This is a genomic window from Streptomyces sp. CB02980, assembly GCF_014451325.2.
GTDB lineage: Bacteria > Actinomycetota > Actinomycetes > Streptomycetales > Streptomycetaceae > Streptomyces.
The window spans coordinates 350213-366540 of the sequence record NZ_JACSCH020000001.1 but is presented as its reverse complement, the minus strand read 5'-3'; the positions used below and the strand labels follow the sequence as shown (position 1 = coordinate 366540).

16 protein-coding genes are annotated in these 16328 nt (G+C 72.0%); 7 read left to right on the top strand and 9 right to left on the bottom strand.

Annotated features, from left to right (window positions below; all coding sequences use genetic code 11):
- The first annotated feature begins 6 nt into the window (after positions 1–6).
- Genes E0F75_RS01820 through E0F75_RS01810 form a run of 3 tightly spaced genes read left to right on the top strand, consistent with a single transcriptional unit; the run spans position 7 to position 3121 of the window.
- Positions 7–1011 (top strand): proline racemase family protein, encoded by a 1005-nt coding sequence (locus E0F75_RS01820; RefSeq protein WP_187620626.1) that lies wholly within the window; start codon positions 7–9, stop codon positions 1009–1011.
- Complete coding sequence (locus tag E0F75_RS01815) at positions 1008–2393, top strand: aldehyde dehydrogenase (protein WP_187620625.1); 1386 nt, start codon at positions 1008–1010, stop codon at positions 2391–2393. The genes E0F75_RS01820 and E0F75_RS01815 overlap by 4 nt, the downstream gene beginning before the upstream one ends.
- A gap of 47 nt (positions 2394–2440) precedes the next feature.
- Complete coding sequence (locus E0F75_RS01810; protein ID WP_187620624.1) at positions 2441–3121, top strand: GntR family transcriptional regulator; 681 nt, start codon at positions 2441–2443, stop codon at positions 3119–3121.
- 34 nt (positions 3122–3155) lie between these two features.
- On the opposite strand, the gene E0F75_RS01805 is transcribed toward E0F75_RS01810, so the two are convergent.
- The 7 genes from E0F75_RS01805 to E0F75_RS01775 all read right to left on the bottom strand — a co-directional run bounded on the left by E0F75_RS01805 (position 3156) and on the right by E0F75_RS01775 (position 11354).
- On the bottom strand, positions 3156–4184 hold the full coding sequence (locus E0F75_RS01805; protein WP_187620623.1) for a LacI family DNA-binding transcriptional regulator: 1029 nt from the start codon (positions 4182–4184) through the stop codon (positions 3156–3158).
- A gap of 68 nt (positions 4185–4252) precedes the next feature.
- A complete protein-coding gene (locus tag E0F75_RS40320) occupies positions 4253–6199 on the bottom strand; it encodes a glycoside hydrolase family 36 protein (RefSeq protein WP_187620622.1) in 1947 nt (648 codons plus the stop codon).
- A 5-nt stretch (positions 6200–6204) separates the two neighbouring features.
- Positions 6205–7020, bottom strand: coding sequence for a carbohydrate ABC transporter permease (locus E0F75_RS01795; protein WP_187620621.1), 816 nt, complete (start codon positions 7018–7020; stop codon positions 6205–6207).
- Positions 7017–7991, bottom strand: coding sequence for a carbohydrate ABC transporter permease (locus E0F75_RS01790; RefSeq protein ID WP_206706101.1), 975 nt, complete (start codon positions 7989–7991; stop codon positions 7017–7019). The genes E0F75_RS01795 and E0F75_RS01790 overlap by 4 nt, the downstream gene beginning before the upstream one ends.
- Positions 7992–7993: 2 nt before the next feature.
- Positions 7994–9328 (bottom strand): ABC transporter substrate-binding protein, encoded by a 1335-nt coding sequence (locus E0F75_RS01785; RefSeq protein WP_187620620.1) that lies wholly within the window; start codon positions 9326–9328, stop codon positions 7994–7996.
- Entirely contained in the window at positions 9313–10515 is a 1203-nt protein-coding gene (locus E0F75_RS01780) for an aminotransferase class V-fold PLP-dependent enzyme (RefSeq protein ID WP_187620619.1), read from the bottom strand. Before E0F75_RS01780 ends, E0F75_RS01785 begins: the two co-directional genes overlap by 16 nt.
- A gap of 203 nt (positions 10516–10718) precedes the next feature.
- Positions 10719–11354 (bottom strand): TetR/AcrR family transcriptional regulator, encoded by a 636-nt coding sequence (locus E0F75_RS01775; protein ID WP_187620618.1) that lies wholly within the window; start codon positions 11352–11354, stop codon positions 10719–10721.
- A gap of 53 nt (positions 11355–11407) precedes the next feature.
- On the opposite strand from E0F75_RS01775, the gene E0F75_RS01770 reads away from it, so the two are divergent.
- Positions 11408–12385 carry a GNAT family N-acetyltransferase gene (locus E0F75_RS01770; protein WP_187620617.1) on the top strand — a complete coding sequence of 326 codons (978 nt, stop codon included), beginning with the start codon at positions 11408–11410 and terminating at the stop codon, positions 12383–12385.
- 82 nt (positions 12386–12467) lie between these two features.
- On the opposite strand, the gene E0F75_RS01765 is transcribed toward E0F75_RS01770, so the two are convergent.
- Together E0F75_RS01765 and E0F75_RS01760 are read right to left on the bottom strand one after the other, a co-directional pair.
- Entirely contained in the window at positions 12468–12857 is a 390-nt protein-coding gene (locus E0F75_RS01765) for a VOC family protein (RefSeq protein WP_187620616.1), read from the bottom strand.
- A 336-nt stretch (positions 12858–13193) separates the two neighbouring features.
- Complete coding sequence (locus E0F75_RS01760; protein WP_187620615.1) at positions 13194–14411, bottom strand: MFS transporter; 1218 nt, start codon at positions 14409–14411, stop codon at positions 13194–13196.
- A 414-nt stretch (positions 14412–14825) separates the two neighbouring features.
- Here E0F75_RS01760 and E0F75_RS01755 point away from each other — a divergent pair, with 414 nt between their 5' ends.
- The 3 genes from E0F75_RS01755 to E0F75_RS01745 all read left to right on the top strand — a co-directional run bounded on the left by E0F75_RS01755 (position 14826) and on the right by E0F75_RS01745 (position 16198).
- Positions 14826–15332, top strand: a complete 507-nt coding sequence (locus tag E0F75_RS01755) for a MarR family winged helix-turn-helix transcriptional regulator (protein WP_187620614.1) — start codon at positions 14826–14828, stop codon at positions 15330–15332.
- A 141-nt stretch (positions 15333–15473) separates the two neighbouring features.
- A complete protein-coding gene (locus tag E0F75_RS01750; protein WP_187620613.1) occupies positions 15474–15965 on the top strand; it encodes a DUF2975 domain-containing protein in 492 nt (163 codons plus the stop codon).
- On the top strand, positions 15965–16198 hold the full coding sequence (locus E0F75_RS01745) for a helix-turn-helix transcriptional regulator (RefSeq protein ID WP_187620612.1): 234 nt from the start codon (positions 15965–15967) through the stop codon (positions 16196–16198). Before E0F75_RS01750 ends, E0F75_RS01745 begins: the two co-directional genes overlap by 1 nt.
- Positions 16199–16328: the final 130 nt, after the last annotated feature.

The window sequence follows — 16328 nt, the reverse complement described above, 5'->3', positions numbered from 1 at the left end:
CTCCGCGTGCGTACCCGTCACGTCTTCCACGCAGTCGACTCCCACACCGAGGGAATGCCCACCCGGGTCATCACCGGAGGCGTCGGTGTGATCCCCGGGGCCACCATGGCCGAGCGCAGGCTCCACTTCATCGAGCACCTCGACCACCTCAGGACGCTCCTCATGTTCGAGCCGCGCGGGCACGCGGCCATGAGCGGCGCCATCCTCCAGCCGCCCACCCGCCCCGACGCCGACTACGGCGTGCTCTACATCGAGGTGTCGGGCCTCCTGCCGATGTGCGGCCACGGCACCATCGGCGTCGCCACCGTCCTCGTCGAGACCGGCATGGTGCCGGTCGTCGAACCGGTCACCACGGTCCGCCTGGACACCCCGGCCGGTCTCGTCTCCGTCGACGTGCGGGTGGAGGACGGCGCGGCGAAGTCCGCCACCTTCACCAACGTGCCCGCCTTCTGCGTGGGCCTGGACCGCGCGGTGGACGTCCCCGGCTTCGGCAAGGTCACCTACGACCTCGCCTTCGGCGGCAACTTCTACGCCTTCGTCCCCCTCGACGACCTCGGGCTGCCCTTCGACCGCGACCGCAAGGACGACCTCCTCGCCGCCGGACTCGCGATCATGGACGCGATCAACGCCTCCCCGGACCGCCCCGTGCACCCCACCCGGCCCGAGATCGCCGGACTCAAGCACGTCTACCTCACGGCACCCGGCTCCGACGCCACGCACTCGCGCCACGCGATGGCCATCCACCCCGGCTGGTTCGACCGCTCCCCGTGCGGCACCGGGACCAGCGCGCGCATGGCCCAGCTCCACGCACGGGGCGAACTCCCGCTCGACCGCGACTTCGTCAACGAGTCCTTCATCGGCACCCGATTCACCGGCCGGCTCACCGCCGGGACGGAGGTCGGCGGCCTGCCCGCCGTCGTCCCGACCGTCACCGGCCGCGCCTGGATCACCGGCACCGCCCAGTACTTCCTCGACCCGGACGACCCCTTCCCCGGAGGCTTCCTCCTGTGATCACCGACGTGTCCACCCTCGTCTCGCACAACCCGGCCGACCCGACCGACGTGCTCGTCAGCCTCCCGGCCCCCGGCGCCTTCGCGGCCGCCGACGCCGTCGAGCGGGCCCGCGCCGCCCAGCCCGGCTGGCTGCGCGCCGGAGCCGCCGCCCGCTCGGCCGCGCTCGGCGCCGTCGCCGCGGCCCTGGAGGCCGCGGCCGACGAACTCGCCGCCCTCGCCGTACGCGAGGTCGGCAAGCCCCTCACCGAGGCCAGGGCCGAGATCGCGCGCACCGTCGCGATCTGGCGCTACTACGCCCAGGCGCCCTTCGAGCCCACCGGCTCCGTCCACGAGACCGCGGCAGGTCACGGGCTGCTCCTGAACCGGCGCCGCCCCCACGGCGTGGCCGGGCTCGTCACGCCCTGGAACTTCCCCTTCGCCATCCCGAGCTGGAAGGCCGCCCCCGCACTCGCGGTCGGCAACACGGTCGTCCTCAAACCGGCCCCCGAAGCCACCGCGTGCGCCCAGCGCCTCGCCGAGATCGTCCGACAGGCCCTGCCGGACCATGTGTTCACCGTCCTGCCGGGCGGCCCCACCGAGGGCAACGCCCTCGTCTCCGCCGCCGACGTCGTCTCCTTCACCGGCTCCACCCCCGTGGGCCGGGCCGTCGTCCGCGCGGCGACGGCGCGGGGCATCCCCGTACAGGCCGAGATGGGTGGCCTGAACGCGGCGATCGTCCTGCCCGACGCGGACATCGGCCGGGCGGCGGCCCACATCGCCGCCGCCGTCGCCGGGTTCGCGGGGCAGAAATGCACCGCCACCAGCCGGATCGTCGCGGTCGGCGCCGCCCTCGACCCCTTGCGCGAAGCCCTCTCCGAGGCCTTCCGGGCGCTCCGGGTCGGCGACCCCGCCGATCCGGAGACCGTGTGCGGGCCGCTCGTCCACGAGAGCGCGCGCGAGCGAGTGGCCGAAGCCTGGCAGGGGCTCCCCGTCCTCGCCGGCGCCACCGTACCGACGAGACCAGGCTGGTACGCGGCCCCGACCCTGGTCGAGAAGGTCCCGCCGGGGCACCGACTGCTCAACGAGGAGGTCTTCGGGCCCGTCGCCGCGCTGCTCCCCGCCGACGACCTCGCCCACGCGGTACGGATCACCAACTCCGTGCCGTACGGCCTCGTCACCTCGGTCCACACGGCCGACCTCGACGCGGCCCTGTACGGACTCGACCTCGTCGACACCGGCATGATCCGGATCAACGCCCCGTCGACCGGCGTCGACTTCCACCTGCCGTTCGGCGGGGCCAAGCAGTCCGGTCACGGCCCGCGCGAGCAGGGCAGGGCGGCCCTCGAGTTCTACACGTCCTCCCGGACGTACACCCTGGCACCCGCAGGCGCAGCGACGTGACATCGTACGGTGGTGACGCAGAACGAACCGAAGGGATCACCACCTCCATGGGGCACCTGACCCAGCGCGACCTGAACGCTTCCCGAGAGCGGCTGCGCGACCAGGTCGCCCATGCCCTGCGCGCCGCCCTGATCTCCGGCGAGCTGCGGCCGGGCGTGGTGTACTCGGCCCCCACCCTCGCCGAGGACTTCGGGATCTCCGCCACTCCCGTGCGTGAGGCGATGCTCGACCTGGCCCGTGAGGGGCTGGTCGAGCCCGTCCGCAACAAGGGGTTCCGGGTCACCGAGGTCGACGAACGCGACCTCGACCAGTACACCGAGATCCGCGCGCTCATCGAGATCCCGACCGTCGGCCGCGTCACCCGCTCCGCCACGCGCGAGGACCTGGAGGCGCTGCGGCCGGTGGCCGTGGAGATCGTGCGCGCCGCCCGTGAGCACGACCTCATCGGCTACCTGGAGGCCGACCGGCTCTTCCACCTCACCCTGCTCGGCCTCGCGGGCAACGAGCGCCTCGTCGAGACGGTCGGCGATCTGCGCAAGCGGTCGCGCCTGTACGGGCTCACCGCCCTCGACGAGAGCGGCGACCTCATTCCGTCGGCCGAGGAGCATCTGGAACTCCTCGACCTGATGCTCGCCGGGGACGCCGAGGGCGCGGAGGCGTGCATGACCCGGCACCTGGGCCACGTCCGTTCCCTCTGGGCCAGGAGCGAGGGACCGGCCGAAGGCTAGGTCGCGTCCGTCCGGATCACGGCCGCGGGCGCGGCTACCGCGCCGGTGTGCTGCCCCGTACGACCGGCTCCGCCGGGAGCAGCAGCCCACTCGTGGGAGCGGCGGCGGGGTCCTCGACGGCGGTGATCAGCCGGGTGACGAGGGCGTGGGCGATGGCGGACAGCGGCAACCGCACGCTGGTGAGAGCGGGCTGGATCAGTGTGCAGTGCGGCATGTCGTTGAACCCGGCGACGGCGACGTCGACTCCGACGGTGAGACCGGCCGCCCGGACCGCGTGGTAGGCGGCGAGGGCGAGCCAGTCGTTCGCGCACACCAGGGCGGTCGGGCGGTCGGGGCCGACGAGCAGGCGCTGCAGGGCCTGGGAGAGCGCGGCCGGATCATCGTCGGGTACGCCGACCTCGAAGGCGCCGTCGGGTGCCGCGGCCGCGGCCTGCTGCAGGCCGGCCCGCCGGTCGGCGAGCCAGGGCAGCGAGGCCGCGGAATTCACGTAACAGATCCTGCGGTGGCCCTGTTCGATGAGCAGGCCGACCAGGGCGGCCGTGGCGGCCGCGGAGTCGATGTCCACCCAGTTCTGCGGGCGGCCGGGGGCGGTGCGGCCGAAGGCGGCGAACGGGAAGCCGGCCTCGGCGAGCACGTCGACGCGGGGGTCGTCGTGCACCACGTCCGACAGGACGAACCCGTCGACCTGCCGGGCCGCGATCAGCCCGTTGAAGGACCTGGCGACCGCCGCGACGCCCTGCTGGGGGTCGCAGCGGAACAGCAGGATGCGGTGGCCGACGGCGTCTGCGGCGCTCACCAGCGCCTGGAGGAAGCCGCCCATCAGGGGGTTGGGGTCGGCGGGGTTGTCGGCGGGGGCGGGATAACCGATGACCTTGCGGGTGCCCGTGCGCAGACTGCGGGCGGACTGATCGGGCTGGTAGCCGAGTTCGTCGATGGCGGCGGTGACCCGGGCGAGGGTGGTGTCGCGCAGCCGGTGGGGGGCGTTGAGGGCGTTCGAGACGGTCTGGCGGGAGACTCCCGCCACGCGTGCGACGTCCTCGATGGTCACCTGTCGAGCGGTCATCGTTCCTCTGGGGCCGGTGGTCGGAGGGGCTGGGGACGGCGGACGGCCGTCCCCGGCCCCTTCGTCGTTCAGTGCTCTCGGGTCAGGGTGAGCAGGCCGCCGGTCGGCACCGTCACCGGGTTCACCCCGGGGACGAGGTCGAGCACGGTCTCGGACAGGATCTCACCACCGCAGTCCTGTACGAGGGCGAGGGCCCGTTCCTGCCGGGCGGCCACGAGCAGCACCACGGGGTCGCGGTCCGCGTTGGCGACGAGCAGGGTCCGCGGGCCGTCCGCGCCGCCCCGGTCCGGGAGGGCGACGGGCAGCGGCGCGTAGCGGGCGACCACGGTGGTGCGCTCGTCGTGGGCGCTGACCAGGGGGTAGCCGAGGTCCGGGCGCGCGGGCTCCAGATCGCCGAGCTGGAGGACATCGGCGTGGCGGCGGAAGACACCGAGCCAGAAGCGCAGTGCGGCGAGCCGGCCGGGGGTCTGCGCGGCGAGGTCGACGGAGATCTGCGGCACCGAGAACAGCGCGTTGATCAGGTGGACGGCCACGGACTCGGGCGTCTCGGCGGAGTTCCACATGATCATGTCGGCGTGGACGGCGAGCGGTCCCGCGGTGAGCCGGCAGTCGACGGTGCGCTGGCGGTTCTCGGCAGGGCTGAGCGGGCAGTCGGTGGCGCGGACCATGGTGGCGTACGGCCAGAGGCTCGGGCTCACGTACGGCTGGCGGTGCTCGACGATCACGTCCGGCCGGGTGCGGCGCAGGCGGGCGTCGAGCTCGGCGAGGAGCTGGAGCAGGCCTTCGTGGACGGCGGCGCGGTCGGCGCCGGCCGGTGCGGGCGGGGGGTCGGCGACGGAGAAGCGGTCGATGAAGTCGAGCTTCACCCCGTCCATGCCCCACTCCTCGACGGCACGGCAGACCTTGTCGATCAGATAGGCCCGGACCTCGGGGTGACGGGGGTCGAGGACGGCCGCCTCCAGGTGGGGCTCCTCGCGCAGGATCTTGTCCTTGAAGCGGTCCCAGGCGTCGTTGTGCCGGCCGATGAACGGCAGCGCGTACCAGAGGAGGTAGGCGAGGCCGCGCCGATGGACCTCGGCCACGTGGGCCTCGAGGTCGGGGAAGGCCGCCGGGTTGGGCTCCCAGTCGCCGCAGTGGCCGTAGCCGCGGGTGCGGTCGGCGGTCTGCCAGCCGTCGTCGACGATGATGCTCTCGCAGCCGAGGCCGGCGGCGAGGGCGGCCTGCTGTTCGACGACGGCGGTGTCGACGCTCTGGTGGAGGCTGTACCAGGTGGAGTAGGCGGGCATCCGGGCGGCGGGGGCGACGCCGGGATGATCCACGCCCTCGGCCCACCAGTCGGTGACGGCCCGCAGGGTGGTGGCGAAGTGGCGGCCGCTGAGGTCGATCCGCAGCCGCATCGGCGGCCCGTCCGGGATGAGGTACTGCTCGACGGTGAACGCGAACTCGCCGCTCTCCTCCACGACACCGGCGCCGACGCGTACGGGCGCGGCGGTCTCTCCCGCGGCGGCCGTGCACAGGGCGCGGTCGTGGGCGCCGACCAGGCTGGCGACCGGCGCGCCGAGGGCGAGCGAGACCGTCCGGGGGGTGGTCCAGGACGGCGGCAGCCAGCGGGAGGCGTCGGTGTCCGGGGCCCAGTAGGCGGTGGCCCCGACGCAGGGGACACGCCATTCGGCGCGGAGGGTGACGGCCTCCGCCGCCGAGACCTCGATCAGGGCCACGCCGTCCTCGACCCGGGCGACGGTGGCCTCCCACCGGTCGCCGCCGATCCCGGTGAGATGGAGGGCGAGCGGGTCTCCGGTGGAGTGGAACAGGCCCGTGGCGAGCGGGCGGTGGACGACGGTGCGGGGAGTCCCTCCGGTCGGCGCGCCCGGCCGCCAGGCCGGGACGGGCTGCTGGGAGTCGGGCTGCTGGGAGTCGGGCTCCTGACGGTCGGGCTCCTGGGGTTCGGGCTGCCGGGGGTCGGCGCTCCGGGGAGAGGCGTCCTGGGGGGAGACGGTCTTCGGATCGGTGGTCACGGTGGTCACTCCTTGGTGGCCCCGGCGAGCAGGCCGGAGATGAACTGGCGTTGCAGGACGAGGAAGAGGGCCATCACGGGGATGGCGGCGATGGCACCGGCCAGCAGGACCTGGGCGTAGTTGGTCGTCGAGAGACCCTGAAGGGTGGCGGTGGCGACGGGCAGCGTGTACATCTCGGGGCTGCGCAAGGCGATCAGCGGCCAGACGAACTGGTTCCAGCCGCCGAGGAAGACGAACAGCGCGAGCGCCGCGATGATCGGCCTGTTGACCGGGATGACGATCCGCCACAGCACGCGCAGTTCGCCCGCGCCGTCGACGCGGGCCGCGTCCAGGAGTTCGTCGGGCATCGAGCGCAGCGCCTGCCGCATCAGGAAGATGCCGAACGGGGTCACCAGACCGGGCAGGACGACGGACTCGTACGAGTCGATCAGACCCAGGTCCATCATCATCTGGAAGATCGGGATCAGCATCACCGCGTCGGGGATGACCAGGGTGCTGAGCAGCAGGACGAAGAACAGATTGCGCCCGCGGAAGTCGAACTTGGCGAAGGCGTACCCGGCGAGGACCGAGACGACGACCGCGCCGACGGTCTGGAGGCCCGCCACCACAAGGGTGTTGACGAGGACGCGCGTCAGGCCGATGGACTCCTGGAGGCCCTGGAGGTTCTCCATGAGGTGGCCGCCCGGGAGCAGCTTCGGCGGCCAGGAGAACACGTCCTTGTCGTCCTGGGTGGCGGCCATGGCGAGCCAATAGAACGGTCCGACGCAGAGCCCGAAGGCACCCGCGAGCAGCACGGTGAGCAGGGGGCCGCGGAGCTTCATCGGCGCTCTCCCATCAGGCGGACCTGCAGGATGCCGAGGACGGACACGATCAGCGCGAGCGCGTAGGCGAGGGCCGAGGCGTAGCCGAAGTCGAAGTACTTGAAGCCGTTGTTGTAGAGGTACATGGTGACCGTGAGGGTGGCGTTGTCGGGGCCGCCGCCGGTGAGGACGTACGGCTCGTCGAAGAGCTGCAGGGTGCCGATGGTCGAGAGCACCACCGTGAGCAGGAGGATCGGCCGCAGCTGGGGCAGGGTGATGGCGAAGAAGCGGCGGACCGGTCCCGCGCCGTCGACCATCGCCGCCTCGTACAGCTCCTGGGGGATGCCCTGGAGGCCGGCGAGGTACATCACGGCGTTGTAGCCGGTGTAGTGCCAGGTGATGACGAGGACGACGCCGACGCGGGCCCAGAAGGGACTGCCGAGCCAGTTCACCCGGTCGATGCCGAACAGGGAGAGAACCCAGTTCAGCAGTCCCGCGTCGTGGTTCAGGATCACGGAGAACATCACGCCGGCGGCGACCAGGCCGGTCAGCGAGGGGACGAAGACGCCGAGTCGCCACAGCGGGCGCAGCCAGACCTTGGTGGAGTCGAGCCCGAGGGCGACGAGCAGGGCGAGGCCGAGCATCAGCGGCACCTGGACGACCAGGATCAGCGCGGTGTTCTTCAACGCGGTCCAGAACAGCGGATCGTCTAGGAGACGGCGGTAGTTGGCGAGTCCGGCGAACTGGCGGGCGTCGCCGTTGCCGGTCGTGAGGCTGATCCAGAACGAGGCCGCGATGGGGTACGCCTTGAAGACCGCGAAGCCCAGGACGGCGGGCATGATCAGCAGGTACGGGACGGAGGCACGGGTCAGCAGCCGGCGCCGGCCGGGGCGGGCCCTGCCGTGGCGGCGGTTGCCGCCGTGACCGGCGGGCGTCCCGGCCGTGGCGGCGGGGGCTCCGGCAGGGGCGCTTTGGGACGGGGCGAGGGACATGGTCAGGCCGCCTGCTGCCGACCGGTCTGCTGGGCGAGCTGCTTGGCCGCGGCCTTCAACGCCTCGGCCGGGTCGGCGCCCTTGATCAGGACCTGGCTCTGGGCGTCGGCGGCGAGCTTCAGGGCGCGGCTGTAGTCACCGGTGAAGTTGGTGGCGTCCGAACCGGAGTCGAGCGAGGTGACGAAGGACCGCAGCACTTCCTGGCCCCCGTAGAAGGGGTGGGGCGTGCTGAACTTCGGGTCGTCGTAAGCCTTCTTGAGGGCGGGGAAGACTCCGCCGGAGGCGAACATCCGGTTGATCTCGGCCGGCTTGGTCAGCGCGTACTCGACGAAGCGCCAGGCGGCCTTGCGGCGCTTGCTGGTGGCGGAGACGGTCAGGTAGGTGGAGTTGACGATGGCGCTGCGCCCACCCCCGGGGACGGCGGCGGGCGGCTGCATGACACGCCACTTGCCGCTCTGCGCGGGGAACTTGGTGGCCAGGTACTCGATGGCCCAGGCGGGGTACGGGGCGGTGGCGAGCTTCCCCTGGCCGACGAGGCGCTTCCAGGTGCCCTGGCCGGCGGTGTCGGCGAGCAGACCGCCGTCGTTGAGCCGCTTGATGACGGTGAGGGCCTGCACCGCCTGCGGGGAGGCGAGCGTGACCCTGCCCTCGGCGTCGAAGTAGAAGGCCCCCTGGAGCTGCATCAGGTTCTGGAAGAAGTCCATGTCCTGGGTGGTGCCGGGCTTGTCCAGCCCGAGCAGCTGGGCGCCGGTGGCGGCACGGATCTTCGGCCCCGCGGCTATCAGGTCGTCCCAGCTGGTGAGGGAGGCGGGGTCGACACCGGCCTTCTCGAAGTAGTCGTGCCGGTAGAACAGCCCGAGGGGGTTGACCTCCCACGGGAGGGCGTGGGCGGCTCTGTCCTTGCCCATGACGGTCGGCCACAGACCCTCGACGAAGGCGTCCTTGTGCCGGTCGGCGCCGAGTCTCGACAGGTCGGCGAGGCCCTCGGGGAACTTCTCCAGGTACCCGGGCAGGTAGTCGACTCCGATGTGCAGGACGTCGGCGATTCCCTTGCCGCCCGAGGCGAGACCGACGGTGATCTTGTCCCAGATGGCGGGGTTTCCCAGGTCCTGGACGTCGACCTCGATGCCGGGGTTGTCCCGTTCGAAGGAAGGGACGACCCCGCGCAGGGCCTCGGCCGCGGTGGTCCAGCTCCAGACGGTGATCTTCCCGCTGTCGCCGTCGGCACCGGCGCCGCCGCCGCCCGATCCGCCACTGCCGCAGGCGGCCAGGCCGAGCCCGGCGGCGGAGGCGGTCGCGAGGTGAAGGATGTGTCGGCGGGTCAGCTGGTGGGACATGTCGGCTCCTGGACGTCGGTACGGGTGTGGGCGTGGGTGCTGCTTTCGGTGCTGGTGCTGGTGCTGGTGCTGGTGCTGGTGGTGCTGGTGGTGCTGGTCGTGCTGTGGGTGAGGGTGCGCAGTGCCTCCGCGAACAGGTCCGCCGCGGCGGGCGGGGTGGAGGCATGAGGAGAAAGCCGGATCCACTCGTCTCGGCGAGTGGCGATCACCCCGGCCGCTTCGAGGGTGCGATGGACGGTGGCGGGGTCATGGCCCGGGAGGCGGAAGGTGCCGATTCCGCCGCGCTCCCGGGGACCGAGCCCGTCCGACAGGACCTCGGCGTCCGCCCGCCGCGCCCGGTCGAGCAGCTCCGCGAGGGTGGCCCGGATCCGGGCACCGACGACGGCCGGGCCGCCCTGGGCGAGCAGGTCGTCCACGGCCGCGCCGATGGCCGCGGCGGCCGGGAAGTCCGGATTGGTGGCCAGGTGGGCTGCCGCCCCGGGCAGGGAGGGCGCCGGATGCCGTACGGCGAAGGGCTCCGTGACACCGGCCCAGCCACCGAGCCCGGGAGCGAGACGCTCGCCGCACCGGTCGCGGATCAGCAGCAGTGCGGCCCCCCAGCCGGCCCGGAGCCACTTCTGGCCGCCGCTGACGAGGACGTCGGCGGCATCGGCTTCGAGCGGGACGGCACCGAGCCCCTGGATGGCGTCGACGATCAGGAGCCGGTCGGGTCCGAGGACCTCCTTGAGAGCGGCGAGCGGGGCCACATGGCCGGTGAGCGAATCGACGGCGCTGACGGTGAGGGCGGTGACGTCGGGAGTGAGATGACGGCGCAGGAGATCGGCGGTGATGTGGCGCTGCCCGTCCGGGTCGACAAGGCGGACGTCCGGGCCGCCGCGGCCGGCGAAGCGAAGCCAGGGATAGACGTTGGCGGGGAACTCGCCGCGGGGCACGAGCACGGTGCCGGGACCCTGGAGGGCGGCAGCCACGGTGAACAGGCCGTTGCTGGTGGACGGGGCGAGGGCGATCTCGTGGGGCCGGGCGTCGAGGAGCCGCGCGGCGGCGGCCCGGGCGGCGTCGCTGAGGGCGAACAGCCGGTCGAGATCGGCGGGGTCCGCGCGGCCGGCCAGCGCGGTCGCGGCGGCGAGCGCGGCGGCGGCCCGGCGGGAGAGCGGGCCGATCCTGGCGTGGTCGAGGTAACCCGGCATCGGACCGTGATCGGGGGCGGCCCGGCCGGAAGCCGCGCGGGTGGCGGCATTGGACGGATCAGGGATTTGAGCGTTCAAATTCAGTCCCTCTAAGTGTTCAATCGCATGACTATCCCGGGATTTGAAGGTTCACATTAGAGAGACAGAGTCGCCCCGGCAAGAGTTCTGTCGAGGTGGACTGCCGCGGCCGTGCGTGCGGTGGTCTACCGGCGGCCGGGGGCCAGCCGGTTGTCGCCGGTGCCGGGGCGGGGCAGCGCGGTCGTCGCGAGGAAGTCGTCGAGCATCGCGCCCTGCACCTCCTCCGGGAAGCGGGCGGGGTCGAACAGGGCCTGGACGACGAGGCCGTGGGTGAAGGCGACGGCGGTGGCGGCGAGTTGTTCGAGGTCGGTGCCTGCCGGGAGTTCGCCGAGGTCGCGTGCGGCTTCCAGATGGGGGAGGAGGGCCGAGCGCAGCCGGGTGTAGCGGTCGGCCTGCTCCGTGGCGAGGCCGTCGTCCGCGAGGGAGAGGTCCCAGGAGCTGACCCAGATGCGGTTGCGGGCGGTGTCGCCCGGAGTCAGCGGCAGGATGTCCAGCAGCATGACGCGCACGGTGGCGAGACCCGCGCCGGGACGGGCCCGGCGGGGACGCTCCGCGGTGCGCTTCTCCAGCAGGTCCAGGGCGTGCGTGATCAGGGCCCGTTTGGTCGGGAAGTAGTGCATGAGCATCCCGGTCGAGACGCCCATCGCGGCGGCGACGGCGCGCAGGGTCAGCCCGCCGAACCCCTTGTCGGCGAGTACCTGCCACACCGTCTCGGATACGTCCTCGCGGCGGGCGTCACGGTCTCCAGGTGCAGGCGGCATGCTGCTAGCTTACGTACCGAACGCTTGTTACGTACCGAGGGAGCGATGCTCACATGTTCACTCTGCCCATCGGCGACCATGCCCGGCTCCGCCCCCTGGAGCCCTGGCAGGCACCGGAGTTCCTCGCCCACATCGACAGGGCGCGCGACACCGTCGACCCGTGGATCCCCTGGGCGACCTTCAGCACCGACCTGCCCTCCGCCACGGCCACCCTCCAGCGCTACGCCGACCGGCTGGCCACGGACAGCGGCGGGATCTTCGGCATCTGGCTGGACGGCACTCTGGTCGGCGGCGTCATGTTCACCCGCTTCGACAGCGCCTCGGGCGTGTGTGAGATCGGCTGCTGGCTCGAGACGGCGGGGGAGGGGCGCGGCCTGGTGAACCGGGCCTGCCGGACCCTGATCGACTGGGCCTTCACCGAGCGGGGGATGAGCCGGGTCGAGTGGTGGGTCGCGGCACACAACGCCCGCAGCATCGGGGCCGCGCGCCGGCTCGGCATGAAGCGCGACGGTGTGCTGCGGCGCCATTCTCCGTATCGAGGGGTGCGGCACGACATCGAGGTCTGGTCGGTCCTCGCCGAGGAGTGGCCGACTGCCGGGGAAGCGTCCGCGTCCGGCGTCCAGGCCGAACTCGACCGGCTGATGGGGGTGTTCATCGGTGCCTTCACCAACACCGGCGGCAGGCGACCCGACCTCGACGTCATCCACGACGTGTTCATCCCGCAGGGAAGGATCATCGCCAATGTCGGAGGCGAACCGGTGATCTACGATCTCGACGCGTTCGTCGAACCCCGCCGGCGGATGCTCACCGACGGGACCCTGACGGAGTTCTCCGAATGGGAGGTCTCCGCGCGCACCGAGATCTTCGGATCGATCGCCCACCGGTTCAGCGAGTACCGCAAGTCCGGCTATCACGACGGCGAGTGGTTCGAGGGTTCCGGCCACAAGACCACCCAGTACCTCCTGACCCCGGCGGGCTGGAGGATGTCCTCGCTGGCCTGGGACGACGTGCCCGCCGCCGTCATCGGATGACCGTGCGGACGCCGTGGGGAGCGAGAGGGAGACCGAGGGCGTGGTCGGGGGCCGCGCAGGGCGCGGCCCCCGGTGCGGTCGCCTACGAGGGCAGGCCGCCGTACGGCACGGTGATCAGCTCCATGAGGTGACCCGAAGGGTCGACGAAGTACACGCCGTGGCCGCCGTCATGGTGGTTGATCGCGCCGGGCTCTCTCCGGTGCGGGTCGGCGTAGTGCTCGACACCGCGCTGCCTGATCCGTGTGTACGCCGCGTCGAACTCCTCCTCGGAGACGAGGAAGGCGTAATGCTGGGGGGTGATCCTGTCCGCGGGGATCGTGGCGAAGTCCAGAGTGACGTGGTTGCTCAGATCGACCGCGACGAACGGCCCCCACTCGGCGGTGATCTCAAGACCCAACAGGCCCGCGAAGAACTCCGCGGATTCCCGGTTGTCCCGGGCGTGGACGATCGTGTGGTTCAACTCGACTGACAAGGAATGCCTCCGAGGGCATCTCCCGACACCTCCATGCCGCACCCGGTCGGTGACCGGCACGCGATGTCACCGTAGATCTTAGTCGCTGGTGCCGAAGTTGCTGCTGTCGCTGTCGCTGTCGCTGTCGCTGTCGCCGTAGATGTCGATGCAGCTGGTGTTCGTGCCGCTGTTCTCCATGAGGTGACCAGGCCCTTTCCCGGTTTATGGCGCAGGCCGGGCAGAGGTCGATGCGACCGCGGGGGGTGAACACGACGTACGACGACATCCGCATCCGCCCCCATGCGCGGGCACGGGGGGCGGATGCGGATGTGCGGACGTGGCGTCGGGTGGTGCGGTTCAGGCGCTGAGGATGACGAGGGCGGCGATCGCGGGGCCGAATGCGCCGCCGAGCTGATAGCCGAGGGTGAACAGGCCGATCGCGGTGGTGCGTTGTGCGGTGGGCGCGGCCTGCGTGGCGTAGACCGCCAGGGTGGCCTGGCCGGCGCTCGTGGTGAGGACGGCGAGCGTCGCGGCCGCCAGGAGCAGCGGCGGCCAGGGGGTCAGGAGCGCGATGAGCGGGGCCAGCGCTCCGGTGGTGAGAAGGATGGACAGGACGCGCGGGCGGCCCCACCGGGCCGCGGCGGCGGCCAGTGCCATGGAGAGCATGGAACCGGCCAGGAGGGCGATCAGCTGGCCGGTGCCGATGGTGGAGGTGGACCAGTCGGTCCGGTCGGCGAGCAGCTGCGGGACGGTGAAGAGGAGGGTGAAGTACGAGGTTGCGAAGGTGCAGGCGAGCAGGGTGGACAGGACGAAGGTCCTGGTGCGCAGGAGCGAGGCCGGAACGAAGCCGTCGGGGTGGGCGCGGACGTGGAGGGCCAGCAGCGCGGCTGCCGCGAGGGAGGCGGCGATCGCGGGGAGCGGGAAACGGGGGATGAGAACCAGGGCGGTGGCGAGGAGGACGAGGAGGGTGGCGCCTCGGCCGTCGAAGGGGGCGGTCTCGCGGGGGGCGGACAGATCGGCGCGGCGTGTGATGGCCGGCAGGGCGAGGAGCGCGACGGCTCCGACGGCGAGGGAGAGGCGCCAGGAGACCGCGCCGGCGATGGTGGAGCCGAGCAGAGGGCCGACGGCGCCGAGAATTCCGAAGCCCGCGGTGATCACACCCATGCGGCGGACCGAGCCCGCCAGGCTCATGGCGGCGGTGACGAGGCCGGCGCCGCCTATCGCCTGCGCGGCGCGGCCTGCCATGGCGAGGGGGAGCCAGGGTGCCGCGGCGACGACGGCGGTGCCGGCCGTGATGAGGACGGCGGCGAGCCGGAGCGTGACGCCCAGTCCGCGGCGCCGCAGGAGTCCCGCCATGAGGGGGGTGCCGACGGCGACGGCCCAGGCGAAGACGGTGACGAGCCAGGTCGCCGTGGCGGTGGGGACGCCGAAGGACTCGGCCATGTCCGGGAGGACGAGGACGGGACCGTTCGCGCTCGCGGCGACGGGCGTGGCGAGCAGCGCGAGCCACAGCGCGTGGATGCGGCGTGGGGCCTGCGTGGGCTGGATCGGGCGGGTGCGGTCGAGCAGGGACACGGCTGACTCCGGAGGAAAGGACGCGGGCCGATCGGGGGCGCGAGGCGCGGCTCTGCGTGCGTGGCGGTTCGTGTGCGGTTCGTGTGCGTGGCGGTCCGTGTGGGGCGGGCTGTGCGTGCGTGGTGGTGCCTGTGTGGTGGTGCGCGTGGCGCGGTACGGGGCAGCGGCGCGGCGGCGGTCCCGCGCCGGTTGCCCTCGGCCATGTGCTCCAGGAGTCGCTCGCGTGCCTCGGTGTCGGCGGTACGGGCCTGGCGGAGGAGGAGGTCCTGGGCGGCGCGGTGGAGGGCGAGCTCGGGCATGGGATGCTCCTGTCGTTCAGCCTTGATAATCTCAACGTTGAGATAAAAGCAGCCCGACTCTCTCAACGTCAAGTGTCTTAACGTTGAGAGGATTTCTACGGAGAGGAGTGCGGCGATGAGTGATGCCGTGGACGCGATCATCGGTCAGTGGGTCAAGGAGCGCCCCGACGTCGCGGAGGACCTGTGGCCGGTGGAGCTCTTCGGGCGGATCCAGCGGCTGGCCCGGGTGATCGACAAGTCCGCCAAGGCCTCGGCCGCCGCGCACGGCGTGGAGCACGGGGAGTTCGACGTGCTGACCACGCTGCAGCGCTCGGGCCCGCCCTACGCCCTCACTGCCGGGGCTTTCCTCAAGGCGTCCATGGTCACCTCGGGCGCGATCACCAACCGGATCGACAGGATGGAGGCGAAGGGCCTGGTCGAGCGCGTCCGCGACGGCGAGGACCGCCGCACCATCAAGATCCGCCTCACCGAGCACGGTCACGAGGTCACCCGCGCCGCCTTCGCCGACCACCTGGCGAACTACGCGCGCCTGCTCGCCGACGTGGATCGCGATCTGGTCGCGAACACCGGCGCGGGCCTGCGTCAGGTGCTGGAGGCTCTGGGCGACACCGGCATCGAATAGCGACCGGACGCCACCCGCGCTGCCACGGAAGCTCCGATGCCCCCCGGCGATGCGGAATCGCTGCCCCCGCTCCGATCCACCCCTTGCTCGACCTATCGAAATTCGATAGGTTTCGGTCGTAAGTCGATGTGAGGATGGGTCATGGGAAAGCTGGCAGTGGGTGCGTTGCGTGCCGTGCTCGCGGTGGTGTTCGTCGGCACCGTGTTGGTGCAGGCGTTGATGGTGTGGGTTTTGGTGAGTGGGAGTGACCCGGAGGACGGGTCGCTCCCCCTCACCCCGCTGCGGGTGATCGTGGTGCTGGGGATGGTGTCGGCGCAGGTCGCTGTGGTCTGTGTATGGCGGCTGGTGGCGATGGTGCGGCGCGGGACGGTGTTCTCCCTCGCCGCCTTCCGGTACGTGGACGGCGTGATCGGCGCGATCGTGGCGGTCGCCGTCCTCTGGTTCGCGGTCACGGCCGTCAACGCGCCGGGCCAACGGGACGACCCGGGCGTCACCGTCATCATGGGCGGGATCGGCGTGGCCATCCTGGGGGTCGCGCTCATCGTGCTCGTGCTGCGGATGCTGCTCGCCCAGGCCGTCGATCGCGACGTCGAAGCCGCGCGGATGCAGGCCGAGCTGGACGAGGTCATCTGATGCCGATCGTCGTCGACATCGACGTCATGCTGGCCAGGCGGAAGATGTCCGTGGGCGAGCTCGCCGGCCGGGTGGGGATCACGCCCGCCAACCTGGCGGTACTCAAGAACGGCAGGGCCAAGGCGGTGCGGTTCGCGACGCTCGCCGCACTCTGCGAGGTGCTCGAATGCCAGCCGGGCGACCTGCTGCGCTGGGAGGTGGCGGACGCTGCGGAGGAGCTGACGTCCCCGTAGGGCGCGGCGGCCGATGACGTCCCCGCGGGGCGGACGTGAAAGGCCTGGCACCGCCGGCCTTCCGTCCGGCAGCCCTGCACCGCTGACCTGCGCCGGACCTCCGCCCCTCGGGGGCCGCCTCTGCTCCGAG

Bases quoted from the DNA above. Each gene is read 5' to 3' on its own strand.
- E0F75_RS01755 (WP_187620614.1), top strand. From the start codon at position 14,826: ATGAGTGATGCCGTGGACGCGATCATCGGTCAGTGGGTCAAGGAGCGC.
- E0F75_RS01745 (WP_187620612.1), top strand. From the start codon at position 15,965: ATGCCGATCGTCGTCGACATCGACGTCATGCTGGCCAGGCGGAAGATG.
- E0F75_RS01810 (WP_187620624.1), top strand. From the start codon at position 2,441: ATGGGGCACCTGACCCAGCGCGACCTGAACGCTTCCCGAGAGCGGCTG.
- E0F75_RS01790 (WP_206706101.1), bottom strand. From the start codon at position 7,991: ATGTCCCTCGCCCCGTCCCAAAGCGCCCCTGCCGGAGCCCCCGCCGCC.
- E0F75_RS01780 (WP_187620619.1), bottom strand. From the start codon at position 10,515: ATGCCGGGTTACCTCGACCACGCCAGGATCGGCCCGCTCTCCCGCCGG.
- E0F75_RS01775 (WP_187620618.1), bottom strand. From the start codon at position 11,354: ATGCCGCCTGCACCTGGAGACCGTGACGCCCGCCGCGAGGACGTATCC.
- E0F75_RS01750 (WP_187620613.1), top strand. From the start codon at position 15,474: ATGGGAAAGCTGGCAGTGGGTGCGTTGCGTGCCGTGCTCGCGGTGGTG.
- E0F75_RS01795 (WP_187620621.1), bottom strand. From the start codon at position 7,020: ATGAAGCTCCGCGGCCCCCTGCTCACCGTGCTGCTCGCGGGTGCCTTC.
- E0F75_RS01785 (WP_187620620.1), bottom strand. From the start codon at position 9,328: ATGTCCCACCAGCTGACCCGCCGACACATCCTTCACCTCGCGACCGCC.
- E0F75_RS01770 (WP_187620617.1), top strand. From the start codon at position 11,408: ATGTTCACTCTGCCCATCGGCGACCATGCCCGGCTCCGCCCCCTGGAG.
- E0F75_RS01805 (WP_187620623.1), bottom strand. From the start codon at position 4,184: ATGACCGCTCGACAGGTGACCATCGAGGACGTCGCACGCGTGGCGGGA.